25 protein-coding genes are annotated in these 23,947 nt (G+C 61.2%); 16 read left to right on the top strand and 9 right to left on the bottom strand.

All coding sequences use genetic code 11. The features are described 5' to 3' along the window. Positions 1–249: 249 nt before the first annotated feature. Positions 250–1,518 carry a sugar MFS transporter gene (locus OHL16_RS05785; protein WP_317891033.1) on the bottom strand — a complete coding sequence of 423 codons (1,269 nt, stop codon included), beginning with the start codon at positions 1,516–1,518 and terminating at the stop codon, positions 250–252. Positions 1,519–1,885: 367 nt separating this feature from the next. Between OHL16_RS05785 and OHL16_RS05790 the strand changes: the two genes are divergently transcribed. The 9 genes from OHL16_RS05790 (at position 1,886) to purB (ending at position 8,211) form a co-directional block, all read left to right on the top strand. Beyond that, the gene (locus OHL16_RS05790) at positions 1,886–2,971 is read left to right on the top strand and encodes an agmatine deiminase family protein (protein WP_263366117.1); all 1,086 of its coding nucleotides are present in this window, start codon (positions 1,886–1,888) and stop codon (positions 2,969–2,971) included. Further along, complete coding sequence (tadA, locus tag OHL16_RS05795; RefSeq protein WP_263366118.1) at positions 2,971–3,561, top strand: tRNA adenosine(34) deaminase TadA; 591 nt, start codon at positions 2,971–2,973, stop codon at positions 3,559–3,561. The genes OHL16_RS05790 and tadA overlap by 1 nt, the downstream gene beginning before the upstream one ends. Beyond that, complete coding sequence (locus tag OHL16_RS05800; protein WP_263366119.1) at positions 3,506–3,790, top strand: DUF3175 domain-containing protein; 285 nt, start codon at positions 3,506–3,508, stop codon at positions 3,788–3,790. The genes tadA and OHL16_RS05800 overlap by 56 nt, the downstream gene beginning before the upstream one ends. A gap of 14 nt (positions 3,791–3,804) precedes the next feature. After that, positions 3,805–4,692, top strand: coding sequence for an SAM hydrolase/SAM-dependent halogenase family protein (locus tag OHL16_RS05805; protein WP_263366120.1), 888 nt, complete (start codon positions 3,805–3,807; stop codon positions 4,690–4,692). 72 nt (positions 4,693–4,764) lie between these two features. Next, positions 4,765–5,535 carry an SDR family NAD(P)-dependent oxidoreductase gene (locus OHL16_RS05810; RefSeq protein ID WP_263366121.1) on the top strand — a complete coding sequence of 257 codons (771 nt, stop codon included), beginning with the start codon at positions 4,765–4,767 and terminating at the stop codon, positions 5,533–5,535. A 23-nt stretch (positions 5,536–5,558) separates the two neighbouring features. Beyond that, positions 5,559–6,209, top strand: a complete 651-nt coding sequence (locus OHL16_RS05815; RefSeq protein WP_263366122.1) for a cysteine hydrolase family protein — start codon at positions 5,559–5,561, stop codon at positions 6,207–6,209. 2 nt (positions 6,210–6,211) lie between these two features. Then, on the top strand, positions 6,212–6,601 hold the full coding sequence (locus tag OHL16_RS05820) for a VOC family protein (RefSeq protein WP_263366123.1): 390 nt from the start codon (positions 6,212–6,214) through the stop codon (positions 6,599–6,601). Between the two features lie 9 nt (positions 6,602–6,610). Next, a complete protein-coding gene (locus tag OHL16_RS05825) occupies positions 6,611–6,868 on the top strand; it encodes a glutaredoxin family protein (RefSeq protein ID WP_263366124.1) in 258 nt (85 codons plus the stop codon). A 35-nt stretch (positions 6,869–6,903) separates the two neighbouring features. Beyond that, positions 6,904–8,211 (top strand): adenylosuccinate lyase, encoded by a 1,308-nt coding sequence (gene purB, locus OHL16_RS05830; protein ID WP_263366125.1) that lies wholly within the window; start codon positions 6,904–6,906, stop codon positions 8,209–8,211. A 98-nt stretch (positions 8,212–8,309) separates the two neighbouring features. On the opposite strand, the gene OHL16_RS05835 is transcribed toward purB, so the two are convergent. Next, positions 8,310–8,633: a GIY-YIG nuclease family protein gene (locus OHL16_RS05835; protein ID WP_263366126.1), complete on the bottom strand. Its 324-nt coding sequence runs from the start codon at positions 8,631–8,633 to the stop codon at positions 8,310–8,312. A 281-nt stretch (positions 8,634–8,914) separates the two neighbouring features. Between OHL16_RS05835 and OHL16_RS05840 the strand changes: the two genes are divergently transcribed. Then, complete coding sequence (locus tag OHL16_RS05840) at positions 8,915–9,118, top strand: hypothetical protein (protein WP_263366127.1); 204 nt, start codon at positions 8,915–8,917, stop codon at positions 9,116–9,118. A gap of 75 nt (positions 9,119–9,193) precedes the next feature. Then, the gene (locus tag OHL16_RS05845) at positions 9,194–9,814 is read left to right on the top strand and encodes a YkgJ family cysteine cluster protein (protein ID WP_263366128.1); all 621 of its coding nucleotides are present in this window, start codon (positions 9,194–9,196) and stop codon (positions 9,812–9,814) included. On the opposite strand, the gene OHL16_RS05850 is transcribed toward OHL16_RS05845, so the two are convergent. After that, positions 9,811–10,800, bottom strand: coding sequence for a hypothetical protein (locus tag OHL16_RS05850; protein WP_263366129.1), 990 nt, complete (start codon positions 10,798–10,800; stop codon positions 9,811–9,813). The two genes, OHL16_RS05845 and OHL16_RS05850, sit on opposite strands and share 4 nt — an antisense overlap. Positions 10,801–10,937: 137 nt before the next feature. Between OHL16_RS05850 and OHL16_RS05855 the strand changes: the two genes are divergently transcribed. Further along, on the top strand, positions 10,938–11,543 hold the full coding sequence (locus OHL16_RS05855) for a UbiX family flavin prenyltransferase (RefSeq protein WP_263366130.1): 606 nt from the start codon (positions 10,938–10,940) through the stop codon (positions 11,541–11,543). Here OHL16_RS05855 and OHL16_RS05860 read toward each other — a convergent pair. The 4 genes from OHL16_RS05860 to OHL16_RS05875 form a co-directional block, all read right to left on the bottom strand. After that, positions 11,540–12,493, bottom strand: coding sequence for an alpha/beta fold hydrolase (locus OHL16_RS05860; RefSeq protein WP_263366131.1), 954 nt, complete (start codon positions 12,491–12,493; stop codon positions 11,540–11,542). The genes OHL16_RS05855 and OHL16_RS05860 overlap by 4 nt on opposite strands. Continuing rightward, the gene (locus OHL16_RS05865) at positions 12,490–12,963 is read right to left on the bottom strand and encodes an NUDIX hydrolase (protein ID WP_263366132.1); all 474 of its coding nucleotides are present in this window, start codon (positions 12,961–12,963) and stop codon (positions 12,490–12,492) included. Before OHL16_RS05865 ends, OHL16_RS05860 begins: the two co-directional genes overlap by 4 nt. Continuing rightward, positions 12,960–13,607: a nitroreductase family protein gene (locus OHL16_RS05870; RefSeq protein ID WP_263366243.1), complete on the bottom strand. Its 648-nt coding sequence runs from the start codon at positions 13,605–13,607 to the stop codon at positions 12,960–12,962. The genes OHL16_RS05865 and OHL16_RS05870 overlap by 4 nt, the downstream gene beginning before the upstream one ends. A gap of 162 nt (positions 13,608–13,769) precedes the next feature. After that, positions 13,770–14,807: a hypothetical protein gene (locus OHL16_RS05875; RefSeq protein WP_263366133.1), complete on the bottom strand. Its 1,038-nt coding sequence runs from the start codon at positions 14,805–14,807 to the stop codon at positions 13,770–13,772. Positions 14,808–14,961: 154 nt separating this feature from the next. Here OHL16_RS05875 and OHL16_RS05880 point away from each other — a divergent pair, with 154 nt between their 5' ends. Further along, positions 14,962–15,729 carry a hypothetical protein gene (locus OHL16_RS05880; protein ID WP_263366134.1) on the top strand — a complete coding sequence of 256 codons (768 nt, stop codon included), beginning with the start codon at positions 14,962–14,964 and terminating at the stop codon, positions 15,727–15,729. A 253-nt stretch (positions 15,730–15,982) separates the two neighbouring features. On the opposite strand, the gene OHL16_RS05885 is transcribed toward OHL16_RS05880, so the two are convergent. Next, positions 15,983–16,156, bottom strand: a complete 174-nt coding sequence (locus tag OHL16_RS05885; protein ID WP_263366135.1) for a hypothetical protein — start codon at positions 16,154–16,156, stop codon at positions 15,983–15,985. Positions 16,157–16,408: 252 nt separating this feature from the next. Here OHL16_RS05885 and uvrA point away from each other — a divergent pair, with 252 nt between their 5' ends. From uvrA to OHL16_RS05900, 3 genes are all read left to right on the top strand, one after another. Further along, the gene (gene uvrA, locus OHL16_RS05890; protein WP_263366244.1) at positions 16,409–19,537 is read left to right on the top strand and encodes an excinuclease ABC subunit UvrA; all 3,129 of its coding nucleotides are present in this window, start codon (positions 16,409–16,411) and stop codon (positions 19,535–19,537) included. After that, entirely contained in the window at positions 19,534–20,490 is a 957-nt protein-coding gene (locus tag OHL16_RS05895) for a CPBP family intramembrane glutamic endopeptidase (protein ID WP_263366136.1), read from the top strand. The genes uvrA and OHL16_RS05895 overlap by 4 nt, the downstream gene beginning before the upstream one ends. 341 nt (positions 20,491–20,831) lie before the next feature. Continuing rightward, positions 20,832–22,172: a sugar porter family MFS transporter gene (locus OHL16_RS05900; RefSeq protein ID WP_263366137.1), complete on the top strand. Its 1,341-nt coding sequence runs from the start codon at positions 20,832–20,834 to the stop codon at positions 22,170–22,172. A 257-nt stretch (positions 22,173–22,429) separates the two neighbouring features. On the opposite strand, the gene OHL16_RS05905 is transcribed toward OHL16_RS05900, so the two are convergent. Beyond that, positions 22,430–23,638 carry a HEAT repeat domain-containing protein gene (locus OHL16_RS05905; RefSeq protein ID WP_263366138.1) on the bottom strand — a complete coding sequence of 403 codons (1,209 nt, stop codon included), beginning with the start codon at positions 23,636–23,638 and terminating at the stop codon, positions 22,430–22,432. Positions 23,639–23,947 lie beyond the last annotated feature (309 nt).

Raw genomic sequence — 23,947 nt, forward strand, 5'->3', positions numbered from 1 at the left:
GAACCGATATTGCAGTCGATAGCATCGTCGGGGACGACGAGACAGACACGCTCCTGCTAAGAAAAATGGCGGACGAGGCAGAATGCTACCTCCGCTCTTTTGCTTGGTGTTTGCAGCTTAAAGAAGGATTTCTGGCCGATGGAATAGGAGGTGCCGTCGCAATCAGGCTTGGCGTACCTAGAAGCAACCGGCACTGATCTCGCGCAACAAACGCCGGCATCTCTCCGCAACAAAGATATGGCCAAACCCCTAAGCCCGGGCCTGCGCCGCCTCGATCTCCGCTATCTCCCGCTCTGCACGCCGCCCACCCAAATACCCAAACAAGGCAATGTAGATGTAGCAGACCGCCGGAATAACAAACGCGTGGTGCACCCCAATCGCATCGGCCAGATGTCCTTCCGCGAGCGGAATCAGCGCGCCGCCCACGATCGCCGCCACCATCAGGCTCGATCCCTTACTGGTCAGCGGCCCCAGCCCTGTCAGTCCAACCGTAAAGATACTGGGGAACATCACCGAATTGAACAGCCCCACCGCAAGAATGACCCACATCGCCGTGTGTCCGTGGGTCAGGATCGACGTCACCACCAGTCCACAGGCCACCACCGCCGCCGAGCCCAGTACCGTGCTCGTCTTCAGCTTCGTCAACAGCCACGAGCCGACGAACCGGCCCACCATCGCTCCGCCCCAGTACAGCGAGACATACCGCGCAGCCACCTTCTCCGGGAAGTGAGCAATCTCGGGCAGCCCGAAATAATTCACCAGGAAGCTGCCGATCGAAACCTCCGCCCCCACGTACACAAAGATTCCCAGCGCGCCGGCCAGCAACACTGGATGCCGCCAGATGCTGCCACCGTCCGCACCCTCCACCAGTTCACCCGGACGGATGTCGCGCGTGAAGTCCATCGGCGGCAACTTCACAAGCGCAAGCGCGATCGCCAGCAGCACAAGCGTCAGGCCGATACCAAGGTAAGGCAGCCGCACCGACGAGGCCTGGTCCATGCGGTACTGGTGCAGCAGTGCCACCGGATAGGAACGCAGCGTCTCCTCCGAAACCTGCGTCGTGGTCAGAATCAATGCGCTGCCAAAAAAAGGCGCCACAAACGTTCCAAACGAGTTGAACGCCTGCGAAAGATTCAAGCGGGCGGCCGACGTCTCCGGAGGCCCCAGGTGAGCCACATACGGATTCGCCGCAACCTGCAGGCTCGTAATGCCGGCAGCCAGAATCACCAGCGCCGTCAAAAACACGCCGAACGATGCCATCGTCGAAGCAGGCAGAAATAGAAACGCTCCCGCCGCCATCACCAGCAGCCCGATCACCATCGTGCCCTTATACCCGCGCCACTCCACCAGCTTGCCCGAAGGCAGCGCGAAGATGAAGTACGACGAGAAGAAGCAGAACTGCACCAGCATCGCCTGCGCGTAGTTCAGATCGAAGATAGCCTTCAGGTGGGGGATCAGGATGTCGTTGAGACAGGTAAGGAAGCCCCACATGAAGAAGAGCATCGTCGCGATGCTCATGGCCCGGACATCCGTTCTATATGCGCCAATTTGTTGCGAGCTGGAGGGTACACCGACGCCAATTGCCATAATCTATCGAAGAGCCTTCCTGACCACGGAAATGTTAGAGCGTGTAGCCGACATACATCCTATACCCCTGCTCGGCCTCTCAGCCTCACTCCGCTCAACCGCCCAGCCAGTGTCCTATACTTGGACTGCAGAAAAAGAAGTCGCGGAAGATCTGCGAGGCATTGCTTGCGCAGCCACGGAAGCGGCCATGCACGAGGAAACCCGGGCTTAAGAACCATTTGTTTGATTGCTTTATACGCTGGTCCAGACGGCAACAACATCATCCCAGCCGAACGCAACGAGAGACGATAGACGCCAGATGACCACACCCCGTGACCAGAACTTCCGCATGCCCGCCGAATGGGCTCCCCACTCTGCCACGTGGATCGCCTGGCCCCACAACGCCGAGGATTGGCCCGGAAAGTTCCAGCCCATCCCCTGGGTCTACGTCGAGATCGTCCGCCACCTCTCCTGCTGCGAAGATATCCACATCCTCATCAACGATGAGACCTCCGAGAAACGCGCCCGACGCATGCTCCTTCGCGCCGGAGCCAACCTCGCCCGCCTCCACTTCCACCACTGGCTCACCGACCGCGTCTGGCTCCGCGACTCCGGCCCCATCTTTGTCAAAAAGATGGCTGAAGGCTCCGTGAAGAACCCCGACGGCGCCCTCGCCATCACGAACTGGCGCTTCAATGCCTGGGCCAAGTACCCCAACTGGCACCGCGACGACCAGATCCCCCACCACGTCGCCAAACTCTACGACATGGAAGAGTTCCAGCCCGAGGTCGAGATTGACGGCAGGCAACACCGCCTCGTCCTCGAAGGTGGCTCCATCGACACCAACGGCGCCGGAGTCCTCCTCACCACTGAAGAGTGCCTCCTCTCGGACGTGCAGCAACGCAATCCCGGCGTCAGCCGTGAGCAGCTTGAGCAGGCATTCCACGACTACCTTGGAATCGACCAGACCATCTGGCTTCACCGCGGAGCCGCCGGCGACGACACCCACGGCCACGTCGACGACATCACCCGCTTCGTCGATGAAGACACAATCCTCACCTGCGTCGAACCCAGCACCCACGACGAGAACCACCTCCCGCTCGCAGAAAATCTCGACCGCCTGCGCTCTGCCCGCAACCTCGCGGGCCAGCCGTTCAAGATTGTCGAACTCCCCATGCCCGCGCCCGTCGTCTTCGAAGGCCAGCGCCTGCCCGCGAGCTACGCTAACTTCTACATCGCCAACGAGGCCGTCCTCGTACCTACCTTCAACGACACCAACGACCGCCACGCCCTCAACACCATCGCCACCTGTTTCCCTGACCGAAAAGTCATCGGAATCCACTGCGTGGACTTCATCTGGGGACTCGGCGCATTACACTGCATGACGCAACAGGAGCCCGCCTGATGATCGCCGACGACATCACGGACGAGCAGTTCATGCGCATCGCCATCGCAGAGGCCCAGTCCTCTCAGGCCGCCGGCGAAGTTCCCGTCGGAGCAATCGTCGTCGGGCCCGATGGCACAATTCTCGGCCGAGGACAGAACCGCGTCCTTCGCGACTCCGACCCCACCGCCCACGCTGAGATCGTCGCCCTCCGTGAGGCTGGCCGCAGACTCTCCAACTACCGCATCCTTACTCCCCAGGGCGGCTGCAACCTCTACGTCACACTCGAACCCTGCGCTATGTGCGCCAGCGCCATCCTTCACGCCCGCATCGCACGCCTCGTCTACGCCGCAGACGACCCCAAGGCTGGAGCCTGCGGCAGCGTGCTTTCCGTCCTTAACCATCCTCAGCTGAATCACCGAGTTGAGGTCAGCACCGGCCTCCTCGCCGACCAATGCAGCCGCATGCTCACCAACTTCTTCCGCGAGCGCCGCGGCAAAGCCATCCTCGATCCGCATCCTATAGATGCGCAGGACGCGCTGGCAGGAGGGCCCCATGGCAACGAAGAAAAAGTGGTCCGCGAAGGTTACGACGGCATCAACCTATCCTGAAGAAGGACTCTTCACAAGAAGCGCCTCGACCATAGCCCGCTCGCTCGCATCCGAGGAAGTATCGCCCAAGGGCCCGGCCTCCGGCATGCGCATGCTGAACTTCTACATCAACCGCGCCGGCAAAAATCTCTCCGACGAGCGCAAATCCGAACTCGAAAAAGCCAAATCCCTCCTCTCCGAGATCATCGCAAGACACAAAGGAAAGGAAGCGGCGAAGCACCAGGCATAATTTATGCTCATCGCATGAAGCTCGCCCGTCTGCTGCTTGCTCTTCTCTTCGCCGCCACCACACTCCACGCCCAGCAATCCAAGCAGCACGTCGTCGGCTTCATGACCGACTTCGACGTCAAAGATGACGCAATCGGCATCTGCAAGGCCGTCATGGAAAGCATCGACCCCGGCGTCCGCGTCATCGATATCACCCACCAGGCCACGCCCTATGACGTCGCCGAAGGCGCCCGCTTCCTCGCCGGCTCCGCGCCTTACTTCCCTGCCGACGCAGTCATCATCGTCGTCATCGACCCCGGCGTCGGCAGCGCACGCAAGGCCATCATCGCCCACTCGCGGCGCGGCCAGTATTTCGTCCTCCCCGACAACGGCCTGCTCACGCTGATGCCATCCAAGGGCGAGAACCGGATCATCGCCGCCCGCGAGATCACCAACCCCGCATGGATGATCGGCGCGCGTCTCTCCTCCACCTTTCACGGCCGTGACATTTTCTCGCCCGCCGGAGCCCACCTCGCGCGCGGCGACGACTGGACCACCGCCGGCCCCGCGCTCGACGTCGCCAAGCTCGTTCGCATCGACATCCCCGTCCCCACCGTCGACTCCACCGGCCTCCACGCCCAGGTCCTCGGCTTCGACGGCCCCTTCGGCAACGTCATCCTCAACGTCCCGTCCGAGACCTTCGCCAGACTCGGCTACGACATCGGCGACTCCGTCCCTGTCACCATCGACGGCCGCTCTTACACCATTCCGTTCGAGAAGACCTTCAGCGACGTCCCCATCGCCAGCCCGCTCTTCTACATCGACTCCCGAGGCCGCCTCGCGCTCTCGCTCAACCAGCGCAACTTCGCCGAGCAGTACAAAGTCTCTCCCGGCATGGCCGTCATCATCCCGGCAAAGAAATAATTCACACACGTCTCACGTAGCCACGGCGCACACTGCATCACACTCTGGAGACCTCTCACAAAGGAGAGCCGCTTGCCCACGCTGCAGAACAAAGTCGCCATCGTCACCGGCTCCAGCTCTGGCATCGGCCAGTCCATCGCCATTCGGCTCGCTGCCGAGGGCGCAAACATCGTCGTCGACTACCGCAGCCACCCCGAAGGCGCGAACGACACCAAAGCCAAAGTCGAAGCAGTGGGCGGCAAAGCGATTCTTGTCCAGGCCGACGTCTCCAAACTCAGCGACACCCAGAACCTCGTCGACCAGACGTACAAACAGCTAGGCCGCTGCGACATCCTCGTCAACAACGCCGGCATCGAAAAAGGCGCCGACTTCTGGGACGTCACCGAGCAGGACTACGACGCCGTCCTCGGCGTCAATCTCAAGGGAGCCTTCTTCCTCACTCAGGCCTTCGTCCGCCGCCTCCGCGACGCAAAACTCCCCGGCCGCGTCATCAACATCAGCTCCGTCCACGAGGACATGGCCTTTCCCCACTTCTCCACATACTGCGCCTCCAAGGGAGCCATGCGCATGCTCACGCGCAACCTCGCCGTCGAGCTCGGCCCGCTTGGCATTACCATCAACAACATCGCGCCAGGAGCCATCATGACCCCCATCAACACTGCGCTTCTCGGCGACAAACCCAAGCTCGACGCCCTTCTGAAAAACATCCCCCTCAACCGCCTGGGCAAACCCGAAGACGTCGCCGGCCTCGCCGCCTTCCTCGCCGCCGACGACGCCGCTTACATCACCGGCAGCACCTACGTCGTCGATGGAGGCCTCATGGTCAACTACCATGAGCAGTAATTGCAGTTCAAAGCACATCAACCATGACAATGCACAACGGCATCGAGATCTTCTCCACAGTTCAGGAACTGGTACACCCGCAGCGCACCGCGCTTCTCGTCTATGACATGCAGGTCGGCATCGTTCCGCAGATACCAGACGGCCCAGCCATTCTGAGCAAGGTTCAGAAACTCCTCAAAGCCACACGCCGAGCAGGCATCCGGACGATCTTCACCCGCCACATGTCGCTCCCGCTTGAGCTGATGGGCGCATTCCAATACCGCATGGCCATGGCCTGGCAACGCAAGCAAAGCCCCGCCGAGGTCTCCTCTCCATTTCTTCGCGACTCCCCGGGATTCCAGCTCGTCCCCGAGCTCCAGCCTCTTCCCAGCGAAGCCATCTTCGACAAGCTTGCCATGTCCGCTTTTGAGGGAACGCCTCTCCAGTTCACTCTGCGCGACTGTGGCATCCGCAGTCTCATCCTCGCCGGCATCGCCCTCGAGATCGGAATCGAGCCGACGTGCCGTCAAGCCGCCGACCTCGGCATCATCCCCATTCTCGTTCGCGACGCCTGCGGCGCAGGCAACGCCGAGGCCGCCGACCAATGCGTCGCAACGCTTGAGCACATGGGAGACACTATTGTCACCGACCTCATGACGATCACTGAACTGCTCACCAACTACCATAGGCAATAACCATGCCGCACATCGGATACGTCACCCTGTTGGTCCGAGACTACGACGAGGCCTTGCGTTTCTATACCGAATCGCTGGGCTTCAGACTCATCGAAGACACTCCCCTTGGCGACGGCAAGCGTTGGCTTCTAGTCGCTCCTCCCGGAGCCACGGAGACAAGCATCCTCCTCGCGCAAGCTTCTACGCCCGAACAGACGGCACACATCGGAGACCAGACCGGTGGCCGGGTCGCTCTCTTTCTCCACACCGACGATTTCTGGCGTGACTACGAGCGCATGCAGTCGAAGGGCGTTCTCTTCTTGGAGAACCCACGCAGCGAGTCCTACGGCACCGTCGCCGTCTTCTGCGATCTCTACGGAAACCGCTGGGACCTCCTCCAACCCAACCGGTAAAATACATACATGGAATTAACCGTCTACACAGCCGCCTGGTGTCGCGACTGCCGCGTAGCCAAGCGGTTCCTCGCTACTCACAACATCCCTTACAACGAGATCGACATCGAGACCACCCCCGGTGCCGCCGATCTCGTCCTCGCCAACGTAGGCAAGCGCGCCATCCCGCAGTTCGTCATCGACGGCAAGTGGGTCCAGCCCTACCGTCCCGGCGAAGGCTTCCTCCACGACGAGATGGCCGAACTCTTCGGCGTCGTAAACTCGTAACCGCACCCCAACGATAGTCCTCGGAGAAGCTCACCTTGATCCCCCGTTACACTCGCGCCGCGATGGGCCGCATCTGGTCCGACGACAACAAGTACCGCTGCTGGCTCAAGGTTGAAGCCGCCGCCTCCCAGGCCCTCGCCCGCTTCGGCCTCGTCCCGCAGGAGGCCGCCGACGCCATCCGCGACCGCGGAGATTTTACTGTCGCCCGCATTAACGCCATCGAGGACGAGGTCAAGCACGACGTCATCGCCTTCACCACCACCGTCGCCGAGCACATCAACAACCCCGAGCACTCCCGCTGGCTCCACTACGGCCTGACCTCCACAGACGTCGTAGACACCGCCCAGGCCCTCCAGATCAAAGAGGCCTCCACGCTCATCCGCGCCGGCATCGTCACACTCTCCGAGACCCTTAAGCGACGCGCCCTCGAGTTCAAGAACACCCCCATCATCGGACGCACGCACGGCATCCACGCCGAGCCCTCCACCTTCGGGCTCAAGCTCCTCCTCTGGTACTCCGAGATTCAGCGCAACCTCACCCGCTTCGACGCCGCCGCCGAAGATCTCCGCGTAGGCAAGCTCTCCGGAGCCGTCGGAACCTTCGGCCACCTCAAGCCAGAGCACGAAGAGGCCATCTGCGCCGAACTCGGCCTCAAGCCTGCCGACATCGCAACGCAGGTCCTCCAGCGCGACCGCCACGCCACCTACATCTCAACGCTCGCCGTGCTCGGCAGCTCACTCGACAAGATCGCCACCGAGATCCGCCACCTCCAGCGCACCGAGGTCCGCGAGGCCGAGGAGTTCTTCTCCGAAAAGCAGAAGGGCTCCAGCGCCATGCCGCACAAGCGCAACCCCATCACCTCAGAGCAGATCTCCGGCCTCGCCCGCGTCATGCGCGCCAACGCCCAGGTCGCGCTCGAGGACATCGCCCTCTGGCACGAGCGCGACATCTCCCACTCCTCGGCCGAGCGCGTCATCCTCCCGGACTCCACCATCCTCGCCGACTACCTGCTCGCGAAGACGGAGAACCTGATAGCCAAGCTCCTCGTCTACCCCGCGCGCATGCTCAAGAACCTCGAGTCCACCGGCGGCCTCATCTTTTCCGGCCAGCTCCTCCTCGACCTCGCCGAATCCGGCATGAGCCGCGAAGACGCCTACCGCCTCGTCCAATCCCACGCCATGAACTCATGGAAGAACGGCCTCATCTTCCGCGACGAGATCGCTAAAGTCCCCGAGATCACCGCCCGCCTCACCCCCGAAAAACTAGCCCACGCCTTCGACTACAACCGCCAGCTAGCCAACGTCGACGCCATCTTCAATCGCGTCTTAGAGAAGCCAATTTAGTCAAGCCTCTTACTTTTGGGTTGCAGTCCGCCCCTCTGGTTGTCATTCCGTAGCGAAGCGGAGGAATCTGCTTTAGTCTTACCCATCGAGGATGTCATCTACCAGTCTGCGGCAAGGTCTTCCCAAATTGGATTGGCTTGCTCGATGAGTTCGATCTTCCTCTGGCGGTTCCAGTCCTTTAACTCTTTTTCGCGAGCGATCGCGTTGTGCACATAGGCGAACCGCTCGTAATAGACAAGCCGCGTGACTCTATATCGTGCTGTATATGTATTTGGGCGAAGCTCGCGATGCTGTAAGACTCTTGCAACAATATTGTTTGTGACTCCGATATAGAGATTGCGGGAGCGACTCGCGAGAATGTAGGTGTAGAAGATGTACTCGCGACCTGCCATTGGTTTGAATCTAGCAATTCCATAAGGCATAGAGAAGCAGATTCCTCCGCTGCGCTGCGGAATGACAATCAGTATGCCTGGCGGACGTTAACCAGTACCTCACCTCGCTCGCAGTGTGTCATCGCATTGGTTGATAACCTAATCCAAATCGTAGACACCGCCCTACTCTCCGCCACCCAACGCAGGCACCACAATTAGCCCGTCGTCCCAGTGCACCCAAGCACCCACGGCGTCTTACTGCGCGCCTCGCAAAAATGATCACGCGCGGCCCCACCTTGTTTCACAACCTCTCAGCATGAGAGCATTTCTCCATGAGTGATTTCATCCCTAAAGCATCCGAAATAAAGGTACGTGGGTTGGGCCCTAAAGCACAGAAACTCCAGGCAGCGCGCGAAAAAGCTGCGAAAGCGAAGAGCGGCGGAAACCCAATCGCCGGATCGTCCACGGCCTCAGTCAAGGCGAAAGATTCTTTCGCCGGCACGAAGAAGACGACCTTCCAGCGCAAATCCGTCTAGCCGGGTAAGGGTGCCCCCTATCTCGATTTTGAGATGTGGGCATCGCGCGAAGCGCGACCTTTCCACGAATTCATCGTGTTGCAATCCCTAATCCAAATCGCAGACGCCGCCCTACTCTCCGCCACCCAACGCAGCGGCTCACACCTGGTCTGCCGCCCCGGCTGTACCCAATGCTGCCACGGAGTCTTCCCCATCTCCCGGCGGGACGCAGCCCGCCTACGCGAAGGCCTCCAGGCCCTCGAACAATCCGATCCAGCAAAATCGCAACGCATCCAAGCCCGAGCAGCCGAATCCCTCGCCCGCCTGAACCCACACTTCCCCGGCGACACCTCCACCGGCATCCTCTCTGGAGACTACGAAACCTCGCCCCTCTTCGCCGACGAAGCCGAAAACGCTCTAGGCGACAACGAGCCATGCCCCGTCCTCGACCCCACCACCGGAACCTGCGACCTCTACGAAGACCGCCCCATCGTCTGCCGTACCTTCGGTCCTCCCATGCGGACCGCCGACGGCAACCTCGCCACCTGCGAACTCTGCTACATCCACGCCACCACTGAAGAGATCGCCGCCTGCGAACTCGACCCCACCATCCCCGCACAGGAAGCTGCCAGCAACGAAGCCTGGAATACCGTCCACAACCTCCACGGCGAGACCCTCATCACCTACGCTCTCCGCGGCCCAAACCCCAGCCGCTAATGCGGAGGACTCGTTCCCTCCGCAGGCTGCGGAAGTGGCGTGCGCACTCCGCTCGACGTAACGCCCGCCATCCCCGGCACATCCGTCACCTCAGCATCGTCTACCGCAAACACTCTCGCGTCCTTAGGCAGCTTCAACCTGCCATCAAACAGATACGCCACAACAATCCCACCGGTTACCTCGGGATTCAGCACCACCAGCGGGATCAGGTACTTCTTGCTCTTCACCAGCGACTCGGCAACGCCGTCCACGCCATGGCTCCGCGGCGCGCTCCCTTTTACTTGCGGGATCACAAACGCCGACATATGCACCTCAGGATGCTTTCTCCCATACTTCACCAGCGAACGAGCCACCTGTTTAGGGGTCATCAAGCCCGCGTCGGCAAAAAAGTTCCGATGGATCGCATGCGGAAGGTAAATATCCAGCACTACCCGCGAAAAATCCGCGCAGTTATGGAAGAACAGGTTGAAGTGCCCCACATTTCTCTTGTCGTTCACGTACTCCACGAACCGCTCATCCTGCTCCGGCGTGCTCTCCACCTCAAACCCATGGATCGTTCGGTCATACGAAGCCCCGACGAGTTGCGTCCACTCCCCGCCCGGTGCCAGGCCCTTCTTGTTGTCCGGAGCCAGCGCTTCGAGATAGTTTCTCCGGTACGCATCACGCAGCCCCGCAACCGCCGCATTGTCCACCATAGCCGGTATCTCATCCACGGAGTTCACCGCATACAGATAAGGAATCAGCGGCACTGCAATCCAGTCATATCCATTCATCTTGTGATACCTGCTGATCACCACGCCGTACTCACCCTTGCGGCACATCCGCAGCGCGGTCGGCGACTCCGCACAAACATGATTCAGATAAACCGCCGCATGTCCAGTCGGATTGAACGCCCCGAAATCTCCATATGGCTCTTCCATCAGCAGAGCGACAGAGGCGTGCGCCCTCGCGCCATGGAACAGCATCGCCACAATCCCGATCATCATCCACACACTCCAGCGCTCACTCCTTGCTCTGCAGGCGCCCATATCCCTCCACTCAATGACATATTCCGCTTAAACAACGAAGGCTCAGATAAAGTCGCGCACGGCAGCTTCTTCATCACTGAGCGATAATCAATTTCGTGACCGAACCCCACAACATCACTCTCGCCGTAACCGGAGCCAGCGGCAGCATCTACGCTGCTGAGATGCTTCGCGCCCTCGCCGCAGACCCTCGTGTCGCAAAAATAAATTTCATCGCCTCTGAAAACTCCCTCCGCGTCTTCGCTGAAGAGCTCCAGCTCAGCGGTCGCAACGCCCTCGCCGAAAAGCTCCTCGGCTCACCCTCAGCCAAAGTCCACCAGCACGCCGACTCCGACATCGGAGCCAGCATCGCCAGCGGCAGCTATCCCACCTCGGCCATGATCATCCTTCCCTGCTCCATGGGAACCCTCGCCGCCATCGCCAACGGCCTTGCCTCCAACCTCATCCATCGCGCCGCCGACGTCACCCTCAAGGAGCGCCGCCCGCTCATCCTCTGCGTCCGCGAGACCCCCTTCAATCGCATCCACCTGCGCAACATGCAGCTCGCGTCTGACGCCGGGGCCACCATCTTTCCCGTCATCCCCACGCTCTACAACCAACCGCAAAGCATCTGCGAGATGGCCCGCCAGTACGTCTGCCGCGTCCTCGCTCACGTCGGCCTGTCCCAGCCAGACGCCTACCAGTGGCACCCCGACGAAGACTAGTTCCCCGCAACAGTCTTCTCCCCACCGGTGGCAGGCGACTCCGCCTTCAGAAACTCCACCGTGCCCTTCACTACTGGCTTCCAGCACTCCGCCGGAGCCAGATGCCCGCACCCATCCACCACTAACAACGACGAACCCGGAATCAGGCCATGAATCTTCTCGCCCGTCGAAAGTGGAATCAGATCATCGTGCGATCCCCACACCACCAGCGTCGGCTCCTTTACATCGTGCAGCCGAAAGTCCAGCAGATCGTGCCCGTTCGTCATCGCCGACATGCTGCGCTCCACGACCCACCCATTCCCCGCGATCCGCCGCAAAATAGCTTCGCCTACAAACCCCGGCACCACGCGCGGATGCGGCGAAAGCATCTTCATCAACTGCGTAATCCCCGCCTGATCTGCCGGCACAAACAGTTCCGGCCCAAAGCTCGCGGGAAAATAAATCCCAGCGCTGTCATACACCACCAGCCGATCCACCAGCTCCGGATGATCCAGCGCCAGTTTCATCGAGATCCATCCACCCATCGACCATCCGCCCACGTCGGCTTTGGCCAGATGCATCGCCTGCATATACTTCACCACCACGTCCTCTTCCATCGAGATCGAGTAGCTCACGTCCGGCTTCTGCGATCTCCCATAGCCCAGCAGGTCCGGCACATATACGTGGAATCCCTGCGCCGCCAGCGCCGGAATCATCTTCGCCCAGTCCTCCCCCCGAGCACCCAATCCATGCACCAGCAGCAGCGGAGTGCCGCCCCCTCCAGCCGGCTGCGCCTCAAAGTAGTGCAGCCTGTACCCGCCTGCCTCCACATAATCGCTCTTCACACCCTCGCGCCACAGCGCAAGCCGAAGCTGCTGATCCGTTACCCATAGCGGATGGAAGTAAAACACCAGGCCGCCGACAACCAGAACAAGCACTACAACTGAAAGAATCCGCAACCCAGTCCTCATCTCTTCATTGTCTCCGCGAGCTTCAGAGCTTTTGCAATCACGCCCAGTGTAGGCTCAGCCAGGCCATACGCAGAAGAGAAAATCTCGTCGCGCTTCACCCACTCGGCGGCCTCGGCATCGTCTCCACATACCGGCTCGCTCCGCGTGTCCTCAGCAAGACACAACCACTCCACCAGCACATAATGGTACTGCACGCGGCCATCGTCATCACGCATGATGCGGTCAAGCGTCGTGACAATCTCCACCGGCTGCACGCGCACGGCGGTCTCTTCCAGGACCTCGCGCGCCACGCCCTCTGCGGTCGTCTCGCCCAGTTCCAGCAGGCCACCGGGCAGCGACCACGTCCCACGCAGCGGCTCCCGCCCGCGCCGCACCAGCAGAATCTCATCTCCGCGCACGACCACTGCCGCCACACCCACCATCGGCGACGCTGGATACTCCCGCTCCACCCTCTCGACCTCGTTACTCACTTCAGCGGCTTGCCGTACTCTTCCCCGAACACTGTATGCCCCATCTCGAAGCGGCCGCCGTTGTACTTATCCGGCCCCTTCAGATGCCCCACTCCCAGCAGCGCCACCACCCAGTAGCTCATCGGCAGCCGCAGCACCTCATGCACCCTCTCCTGCTCAAACCCTTCCATCGGAGCCGTGTCGTATCCCATCACCTCGGCCATCAGCAGCATGTGGGTAAAGGCCAGCGTCACCTGCTTCGTCAGCCACGACTGCATCTGCTCGGTCGAAAAATTCGCCATGTAATTTGAGACCCGCACCTCGGCCTGGGCCGCATATGCCTCCGGCATTCCTCCGTTGCGCCCCATCTTCAGCATCATATCCAGGTCCTTGCGCCACGCGTCCGCATCGCCACAGGCCACAATCACCGCGGACGCCTCTTCCACCTTCGCCTGGTTGAAGCTCGCCGCCCGCAGCTTCTTCTTCTGCTCCAGCGACTGCACTACGATAAACCGCCATGGCTGCAGGTTGAACCCGCTCGGAGCATGCAGGCCCGCGTTCAGAATCTGCTTCAGGTCTTCGGCAGGAATCGGCGTCCCATCAAAGCTGGGTGTCGCGCGTCGCTCCTCAATCGCCTGTATCAAAGTCTTCTTGATCTTTGCCATCATGCTCTTCTTTACCACGGAGTCTCAAATTGGTCCTGCAAACAGGATGCGATGCCGCCCGCCCCGATCACCAGTTCAGATTCATCCCGTCCTCCGCGGAAACGTCTTTCAAGATACCATCGCCATATCAAATCATCGTCACTACGCCTGGATCGCCGCTGCTCATGGAATCTCGTTCATCGCATGCTCGGTTGCAAGCGGGTTCTGTCCCGGCGCCTCGGCAAAGATCCACACTCCATGAAATCCCTTGCGCATCTCCGGATACGCCGCCAGCAGCGCGGCCATCGCGCTCTCATTCCGCTTGCGCGCAGCCGCTGGGTCGCCGATCGCGTCCACCTTCAACCTGGCTGCCACATCCAGCTTGTCCTTCGCAAGCGAATCATCTGTTCCGATCCCGGTAAAGTGGTACTCCGCTCCATCCGTCCCGCGCACCACGAGCGGAGCCGTCGCACTCACCCCCTCCGACGCGGCCGGAGGGGTCGCCGCTGACTCCTCCAACTTCAGCTTCTCAAGATGCGAACTCTGGATAAAGTTCGCCGGATTCAGCAGACTCTCAGCCTGCAGATAATACAGCCACGCATTCCACCGCTCCTTGTCCTTCGCCATCACGCGCGCCTGCGTCCAGTACCACAGTCCATCGTGGCCTGCTGCTGTCATCGGCTTCGGATAAAAGCCCGTCATCAGCCACGGTCCCTCCTCCTGCCGCATCAGGAACGAGAGCCGCCACGGAGTCGCGCCGTGCGCCTCCACAATCGCAAATCCATACCTCCCCGGAGGCAGCGTGGGAATCGTGAATTCCGCCTCCGCGATCGTCTGGTTCAGCGAGCACAAAAACTGCGCCTCAGGCGCCGACCCATCCGCTCCCAGCTTCAGATCGCTCGCTTCCAGCAGATACACCTGCTCCACCACCAGCCTCGCGTCCTTCACCTTCGCCGATGTTGCTGCCACTGCATTCTCAATCGCCCTGAAGTCCTTCGCGTACTCGGGTACCGTCATCGCGCGAACAGCAGACGCGTCCCCCGCCTGAACCTTCTCCGCCAGCCCTCGTCCGGCTGCCGCCAGTGCGTCGCGAACTGTCGCAGTCATCGCCGACTGCGTGGTGCAACTCTCTCCCAGCGCCGCGCCTCCACCCACCAGAAGCATCAACGCCATCGCGGCCGCCGTCGCACCCCGGCCCATACTGTGCCCAATCGCCTGCATCTTCCACTCCTCCTCGCAAGCCACAACAAGTCTAGTACAACGAGCTCTCTTCTCTCGCGGACGTAATGGACGCGATAAGCTGTTGACGAATCAGAGGCACACCACAGTGACCTCCGGAACCGTCAATCGTCCTATACTTACTCACACAGAGACTATGCGGGCCCAAACATCAATCCGGTTCCTCGCTGCCATCGGCCTCTCAGCCTCGGCACTCCTCTGTGCCCAATCGCGCCCCACCCGCCAGCAACCACCGGCAAAGACTTCGACGCTGCCGCCAGCCCCTCAGACCGCGACTCCGCCAGTGACCACAGCGCCGGCTGCTCCGCTCACTCCGGCTCAGAGCCCCGCGCGCCGTGCTGAAGTCACCGTTGCCGCAGGACAGATCACGGTCTCAGCCTACAACTCCAGCCTCAACCAGATCCTCCGCGACATCGCCCGCGCCGAACAGATCAAGATCACCGGCGGCGTCATGGACGAGCGCGTCTTCGGCGACTACAGCGGCCCTGCCGGCCAGGTCCTCGCTGCGCTGCTCGACGGCACCAGCAGCAACATGCTTCTCGTTCAGGGCAATGGGTCCACGCCGACCGAGCTCATCCTCACTCCACGCACTGGAGGCCCCACGCCCCCCAACCCCAACGCCGTGCGCGCGGACGACGACGACGCGGGCGACCTGCCGCCGCGCGGGCCGGTTGGGTATCCGCAACCGTCCAGCGAGGCCGGATCCTCACCAGCGCAGCCAAACCCCACTCCTCCGTCCATCCCGCCAGCAAACATCCGCACCGGAGACACTCCCTCCTCCAGCTCACCCGCTGATTCCACTCAGCAGCAATCGCCCAATGGCGTCAAGACGCCGCAGCAGATCTACGAGGACCTCCAGCGCCTCCGCCAGCAGCAGCAGCAACAACAGACAAATCCGCAGTAAGCTGCGGATTCTGCCTATGCCGTTGCCGATGTCTTTTTTGTCGTCATTCCGCAGCAGCCTGCCCTGAGCGAAGCCGAATGGGGAGGAATCTGCTTTCTTCCAGAGCTACCGAAGAGCCTGCGATGGGCAAGGCCGAAGACACCTGCCGTTTGCACAAGCCCAATCTCGATTCCGTTCTTTTCAAGAAATCTGGCCAGCCCACCCAAGCCGAGCGCCGATCAGACGTTATTCCCGGTCCCTATTCCCTAGGGCTCTAGCTCTCCACCGTCTGCGAAGATGCCACCAGCGTCCGCGCCGTCTTCGTCGCAGCCACCTGCTGCGCGTGGATCCGGAAGATCCTGAACATCGATGCGCATATCCAATAAGCGACCAGAACACCGAATGCCAAAGACGCCAGCACAGCAGAGATCAGCACTATCGAAATCACAGAAGACTCCCTCTTTCAACATCTTGAAAACCAACCATCATCCCCTGCTTTCCTCATCAGGAAGGGTCGCGGTCTGCACCATTCTTACAGATCGACCGTGAATTACAATGGCCCGCGAAGCGTCTGCTAGTACAACTTCAGATACATCTCCGCAACCGGAGCCAGCCACGGCCAGTCTCGCGACCCGAGCCTCCTTCGTCCCTCCAAATGCCTTATCCTAGAGACTTGGCCACCCAGCACCAAAATCCGCCCATGGACACCGCGCAGGAATCACCCCGAGGCATCACCCAGATCACCGTCCGCGGAGCGCGCCAGCACAACCTGCGCAACGTTTCGGTCACCATCCCGCGCAACACCCTCACCGTAGTCACCGGCCTCTCGGGGTCGGGCAAATCCTCCCTCGCCTTCGACACCATCTACGCCGAGGGCCAGCGTCGTTACGTAGAAACCTTATCGGCATACGCGCGCCAATTCTTAGACCAGATGGAGCGCCCCGACGTCGACTCCATCGACGGCCTCTCCCCCGCCATCTCCATTGAGCAGAAGACCACCTCGCGCTCCCCGCGCTCCACCGTCGGCACCATCACCGAGATCTACGACTACCTCCGCCTCCTCTACGCCTCCGTCGGCCAGCCCCACTGCCCCAATTGCGGCCGACCCATCTCACGCCAGAGCGCCGACCAGATCGTTGAGCGCATCGTAGCCCTCGCCCCCGGCGAACGCATCACCATCTACGCCCCCATCGTCCGAGGCCGCAAAGGCGAGTTCCGCGAAGAGCTCGCATCCCTCGACCAGCAGGGCTTCCGTGCCCGCATCGACGGCGAGATGACCGAGATCACCGAGGGCATGCGCCTCGAAAAGCGCAAGAACCACACCATCGAGGCCATCGTCGACCGCATCATCCTCAAACCCCTCCAACCAGACCCCAACCAACAACCAACAACTGACAACCAACAACTGAAATACGACACCCGCCGACTCGAAGCCTCCGTAGCCAAGGCCCTCCAGATGGCCAACGGCCTCGTCCTCATCGGCATCCAGAACCCTGACACCCGCAAGCAGGACGAGACTCTGTACTCCTCCTCGATGGCCTGCCCCGACTGCGGAATCAACGTCCCCAAGCTCGAGCCCCGCAGCTTCTCCTTCAACTCCGCCTACGGAGCCTGCCCCGAGTGCCACGGCCTCGGCAGCATCTACGACTTCGACCCCGCCAAGACCATCGCCGACTGGTCCAAGCCCCTCCTCGACGGAGCCATGGGCCCCGGCTCCGCCTCGCAGTACCTCCTCCGCCTCATCAAGCTCGCCGCCGACAAGTACAAGATCGACATCCGCAAGCCCTTCGACCAGCTCACCACCGATCACCAGAACCTCTTCCTCTACGGCCCACCCAAAGGCGAAGCCTCCCGCACCGGCTTCCACGGCATATTCAGCTATCTCCGTTCCAACCTCGAAGACTCCCGCTCCGAGGGCTACCGCGAGTACATGATGCAGTACATGTCCGCGACCACCTGCCCCCGCTGCCACGGCAAACGCCTCCGCCCCGAGTCCCTCGCTGTCACCGTCAACGGCGCATCCATCGCCGACTTCACCGGCCTCTCACTCGAGCGCGCCCTCACCGGCGCCCGCAACATGAACTTCACCGGCCGCGACCGCATCATCGCCGACCGTCTTCAGCGCGAGGTCATCGAGCGCCTCGAGTTCCTCAACGCCGTAGGCCTCGGCTATCTCTCGCTCGATCGCTCAGCCGCCACGCTCTCCGGCGGCGAAGGCCAGCGTATCCGCCTCGCCACACAGATCGGCTCGCGCCTCCGCGGAGTCCTCTACGTCCTCGACGAGCCCTCCATCGGCCTCCACCAGCGCGACAACCAGCGTCTCATCCAGGCCCTCGAAAACCTCCGCGACCTCGGCAACACAGTCCTCGTCGTCGAGCACGACGAAGACACCATCCGTAAAGCCGATTACGTCCTCGACCTCGGCCCCGGTGCCGGTAAGAACGGCGGCCTCCTCATCGCCGACGGAACTCCGCAGCAGATCATGGACAACGAAGCCTCCATCACCGGACAGTACCTCGCCGGCAAGATCGACATCGTCGCCCGCCCCACCCCCGATCAAGCCCCGCGCCCACTCACGGGCCGTTGGGTCACCGTCGAGAATGCCCACGCCCACAACCTCCAGAACGTCACCGCCCACTTCCCCCTAGGCGTCATGACCGTCATCACAGGCGTAAGCGGCAGCGGAAAATCCACTCTCGTCAACGACATCCTCTACCGTGCCCTCGCCAAAGAGCTCTACGGCTCACGCGAAGAGCCCGGCCAGCACGGCCGCATCGTCGGCATCGACCAGATCGACAAGGTCATCGAGATCGACCAGTCCCCCATCGGCCGTACCCCGCGCTCCAACCCCGCCACATACACAGGAGTCTTCTCCGCCATCCGCGACATCTTCGCCATGCTCCCCGAGTCCCGCGAGCGCGGCTACAAACCCGGCCGCTTCTCCTTCAACGTTCAGGGCGGACGCTGCGAGGCCTGCCAGGGCGAAGGCCAACGCCGCATCGAGATGAACTTCCTCCCCGACGTCTACGTTCTCTGCGACGTCTGTAACGGTCGCCGTTACAATCAGGAGACCCTCTCCGTCAAATTCAACGGCTACTCCATCGCCGACATCCTCGACCTCCCCATCGAAGACGCGCTGCCCGTCCTCAAGGACATCCCCGCCGTCAACCAGAAGCTCCAGACCCTCGTCGACGTAGGCCTCGGCTACATCCACCTCGGCCAGTCCGCCACCACCCTCTCCGGCGGCGAGGCCCAGCGCATGAAGCTCGCCCGCGAGCTCTCCAAGCGCCAGACCGGTCGCACCCTCTACCTCCTCGACGAGCCCACCACAGGCCTCCACTTCGACGACGTCCGCAAGCTCCTCGAGGTTCTCCACCGCCTCACCGACCTCGGCAACACCGTCATCATCATCGAGCACAACCTCGACATCATCCGCAACGCCGACTACATCCTCGACCTCGGCCCCGAGGGCGGCGAAGGCGGCGGCCGTGTCATCGCCCACGGCACCCCCGAGCAGGTCGCCACCGTACCCGGCTCTTACACCGCAGAGTTCCTGGCCCGCCACTACACCCCGGCGCAGCTCGCCGGCCGCAACGGGGCTGGAAACTCCCACGCCGGCCCACAGCCCGCCAGCTTCGCTGCCGCCCCCGACGCGCCCAAGAAAGCTAAAACTCCCTTCAGCCCTCCTGAAAAGAAAACGGGCGTCCCCACCCCGCGTCCGTCTAAACTGACCGAAGCCGCCGAAGCCAAGCCGCCTCGCGCCAAACGATCCGCAGCCAAGCCCCCGGCGAAGACCACTGCTAAAGCCGCGAAGAAAAAGAAGGCATGATCGACCGCTTCCCAACACGCACCGCCGACGCCTCCCAGCCGCAGGCTCCGCCCGTCGACTCTCCGCAGGCCCTCAACCCCACCGGCGGCAAGGCCATCGTCATCGAAGCCCCGCCGCCCTCCGTCGCTCCCGGCCCCGGAGTTCCGGCCCGCGTCCCCCATATCGGCCACGCCCTGCTCTTCGTCCTCTTCGCCGCTGTCGTGCTCTTCTTCACCGAGGCCGCCATCCTCGCCTTCTCCCACCCCGCCGCCCGCGATCCCCACAAGAGCATCACTGCCCTGATCAATCCCAAGCTTATCGTCGGCTCCGAGGCCTTTACCTACATCGCCACGCTGCTCTTCTCTTGGGCCGTCTTTCCCCTGCTCTGGCACCGCTCCTTCGCCGACGGCCTCCGCTGGGACCTCCCTGCCGCCCTCCGCAACGTCCTCAAGCTCGTTCCTCTCGGCATCGTCCTCAGCGTCACCGTGCAGGCCATCTCTTCGCTTCTTCCCGTTCCCAAGTCGATCCCCATGGACGACTTCTTCCGCAGCGCCTCCGACGTCTGGCTCGTGACCGCCTTCGGGATATTCCTCGCGCCCATGTTTGAGGAGGTCTGCTTCCGCGGCTTCTTCCTCCCCGCCTTCGCCATCGCCTACGACTGGCTCTCGCTCCCCCGCTCCCCCGCCGCTCACGAGCGCTGGCGAATCACCACCAGCCTCACCGCGCCGGCCATCGTCTTCTCCACCGTCGTCACCAGCATCCTCTTCACGGCGCTCCACGGACAGCAGGTCGGCTTCGCCTGGCCCGTTCTTATCCTGCTCTTCTGCGTCTCGCTGATCCTCACTCTGGTCCGCCTGCGCACCCAATCAGTCGCCTGCTCCACGCTGGTCCACGCCGGCTACAACCTCACTATCTTCCTCCACCTCTTCATCGGAACCGGCGGCTACCGCCACTTAGAGCGCATGACGAACTAGGTAGTTTCGACATATAGGTAGTAGGTAAGTGTTTGGCTCTCGTTGAAATGTCATCCTGAGCGGAGCCTATGGCAGTTTCATCGCCATAGGCGTAGTCGAATGGATCTGATGTTTCTTCGACCTGCCCATACTTTCTCCCTTTCTGCCTATATCTCACGTCTCCGACATCTCGGATATGTCGGTACAACCGAAGACACAGGGAGCGCAACGGATTGCCGCAGCCTTCGCGGTCTTTGCGGCTAAGCCTGTCTGAGTCCGCGCTTTTGTGGAGCTTTGCGACCTTTGCGTTGCTTGTTCGATTCAACCTAACCCTAGCCCCATGAGAAAATGAAGCGCCCATCATGGACGCCCAAAAAAGAACCCTCCTCCTCCTCGCCAAGAGTGCCCTTACCGGAGCGCTCGGTGGTCTCCTCTTCGGCTTCGACACTGCCGTTATCGCCGGCACCACCCACTCCCTCCAGTTCCACTACGCCCTCACCGAAGGCCAAAAGGGCTTCACCGTCGCTATCGCGCTCTACGGAACCGTCCTCGGAGCCATCTTCTCCGGCCCGCTCGGCCAGCGCATCGGCAGCCGCGCCGCCCTTCGCGTCATGGCCGTGCTCTACGTGGTCTCTGCCCTGGGCTGCGCCCTCGCCGGCCCATGGACCAGCTTCCTCATCTTCCGCTTCATCGGAGGACTCGGAATAGGTGGCTCCTCCGTCCTCGGCCCCGTCTACATCGCCGAGCTCTCTCCCGCCAAGTGGCGCGGCCGCCTCGTCGGCCTCTTCCAGATCAACATCGTCATCGGTATCCTTCTCGCCTATCTGTCCAACGCCATCATCGCCAGCTTCCACTTCGGAGCCATCGAGTGGCGCCTCCAGCTCGGCGTCGGAGTCCTTCCCGCCACCCTTTTCCTCGCCCTGCTCTTCACCGTGCCCCACAGCTCTCGCTGGCTCGTCAGCCAGAACCGCCTCGACGAGGCCTACCGCATCCTCGCCGAGCTCGGCTCACCCGACTCCCGCGCCGAAGTTGACTCCATCGTGGAATCCCTCAAGGCCGAAGGCGGCCTCACTCAGCACACCCTTTTCCAGCACCGCTACGGCAAGCTAATCTTCCTCGCCGTCTCCATCGGCCTCTTCAACCAGCTTTCGGGAATCAACGCGATTCTCTACTACCTCAATGACATCTTCTCCTACGCTGGATTCAGCTCTGTCTCCAGTGCCATGCAGGCTGTCGTCGTCGGCCTCGCCAACCTGCTCACTACGCTCGTAGGTATCTCTATCATCGACAAGATCGGCCGCAAACCCCTCCTCCTCATCGGAGCCGTTGGCTGCTGCCTCTCCCTCTCCGGAGTCGCCTGGGTCTTCCACACCGGGCAGCATCTCCACATACTCCTCGCCCTGCTCGTCGGCTTCATCGTCTCCTTCGCCATCTCACAGGGAGCCGTCATCTGGGTCTACCTGAGCGAAGTCTTCCCCACCAACGTCCGCTCCAAGGGCCAGAGTCTCGGCTCCTCCTCCCACTGGATCACCAACGGCATCATCGCCAACGTCTTCCCCTACGTGGCCGTCTACTCCAAGGCGCTACCCTTCGCCTTCTTCGCCCTGATGATGGTGGTGCAGTTCTTCACTGTCCTCTTCCTGTACCCCGAGACCAAAGGCCAGACCCTCGAAGGCATGCAAGCCCACCTCGGCCTGCATTGAAGCCACACGTCCCCAAACAGTGTCATCCTGAGCGAAGCCCTCTCAACAACGTGTCATCCTGAGCGAAGCGCAGCGGAGTCGAAGGATCTGCGGTTGCTTTTCTTGTTGTCATTCCGAGCGAAGCCGAGGAATCTGCTTTTCTCTTCCCAGCCACAAATGTTCGAGTGCCCCATCCATCGCAGTTTTACCGCTATGGATGGGAATGAACCCAACATTCCGGCCGCATAGTGGTTTTGCTCCCCATTGGGGATCTGCTGCTAAGGAGGCCACGGTCCCAGAGGACCAATCCCATTCGCCTTCTCCTCGCGAGCAGCTTTAGCGTCCTCCTTGGAAAGGTACCGATCCACAGCGCTCTGCGCCCGAGGATCATCAAAATACACCAACGCCTGCGCAATGGAAGACGCCACATACGGCGACGCATTCTTGCATGCATCAATGATCAGCGGAATCGAATCATTGTCCCGCGCCCGGACCAATCCAGCTGCTGCAAAAGTCTGAATTTCATAATCAGGGGATGAAAGAGCTCTTCGAAGCAGCCGCACTCCCCTGGGATCCCGGGTTTCAGCCACGATCTCAATGAACGTCAGCATCTTGTTGAAGATCGCATTCTCCTTGTCCCACGCGTCCTCCGGCGAAGGCCCCTCGATCGGCTTTCCCTGCGCATCGTTCTTCACAGCAGACGAGGCTTCGCTTTCCAGCAACGCTGTCGCCATCCGCAACAGAAAATCCCAGTAGATATCCTCCTTGTCTCCCAGGCCGATCAAAGCACTCGCAATCTGCGCCTTATGACGTTCATCCTCGGTATTCACAAAGTTTTCCTTCAGGATGGAAATAGTCTCTGCCGGATGTGTCGCTGCGGCTTTTTGGACGTAAAACAGCGGGTCCTCGTTGTTCCGTTTCAAGGCCTCAATCGGATCGGGAGGGGGCAGACACTGTTCCTCAGCAGCTCGTGCCGCAGCTCGTGCCTCGGGATCTGTCTGGAATTGCCTTAGAGTATGCGCGATGAGCCGCACCTCATCTGCATCATGGAACCGCTTGCATGCCTCGACGATCAACGGAATCGAATCCTTGTCATCGGCACGCGTCAGTCCATTCGCCCCTGCCCAGACGACGTCGCGGTTAGGTGACTTGAGGGCTTCACGAAGCAATGGAATCCCTCTTGGATCGCCAGATACCAAGTAAACTTTGCCCTCACGCCAATACAATGCCATCTCTGCTTGTGAGCCTTCAGCAACGTTATGGGCTCGGGCCCACGCAACATACTCCGCTGGATGCCCCGATATACAGTTCACTGGAGACTGGCACTGTGGAGACGGAGCATCGCTCTCAATCGCCAGCTTCGCCTGCTGCACCAAAAAGTCCCAATAGGCTTCGTTTTTGTCCCCAAGATCGACCAATGCCTTGGCGACTCTCGCTTTTATGTCGGCATCCTGGGTGTGCACAAATCTCTCTTCCAGAATGGACACCAGTTGTCCCCTCTCCGCTCCAGCAACCTGCTCCGGAGTCGTGGGGCCATAGACACCTTGTCTTAGATAATTCAGAACCTGAAGAGTCTTTGCATTGGAGGCTTCATCCGTCTGCTCGCCCGCGCTTTGCCCATACGCAACGTTGACCAGAAGCGAACCCCACAAAACCAGACAGATCATTTCACGGAAGTAATTCGTCTCTTCAGAGCGCGTTCGATTTTTCATCTTCACCCACTAAGTCGTTGAATCATTGAGCTTCGGCCATAACACTAGCACCAGATTCAGCCAGAATTTCCACAGAAAATCCTG

Source organism: Edaphobacter bradus (assembly GCF_025685645.1).
GTDB classification, from domain to species: domain Bacteria; phylum Acidobacteriota; class Terriglobia; order Terriglobales; family Acidobacteriaceae; genus Edaphobacter; species Edaphobacter bradus.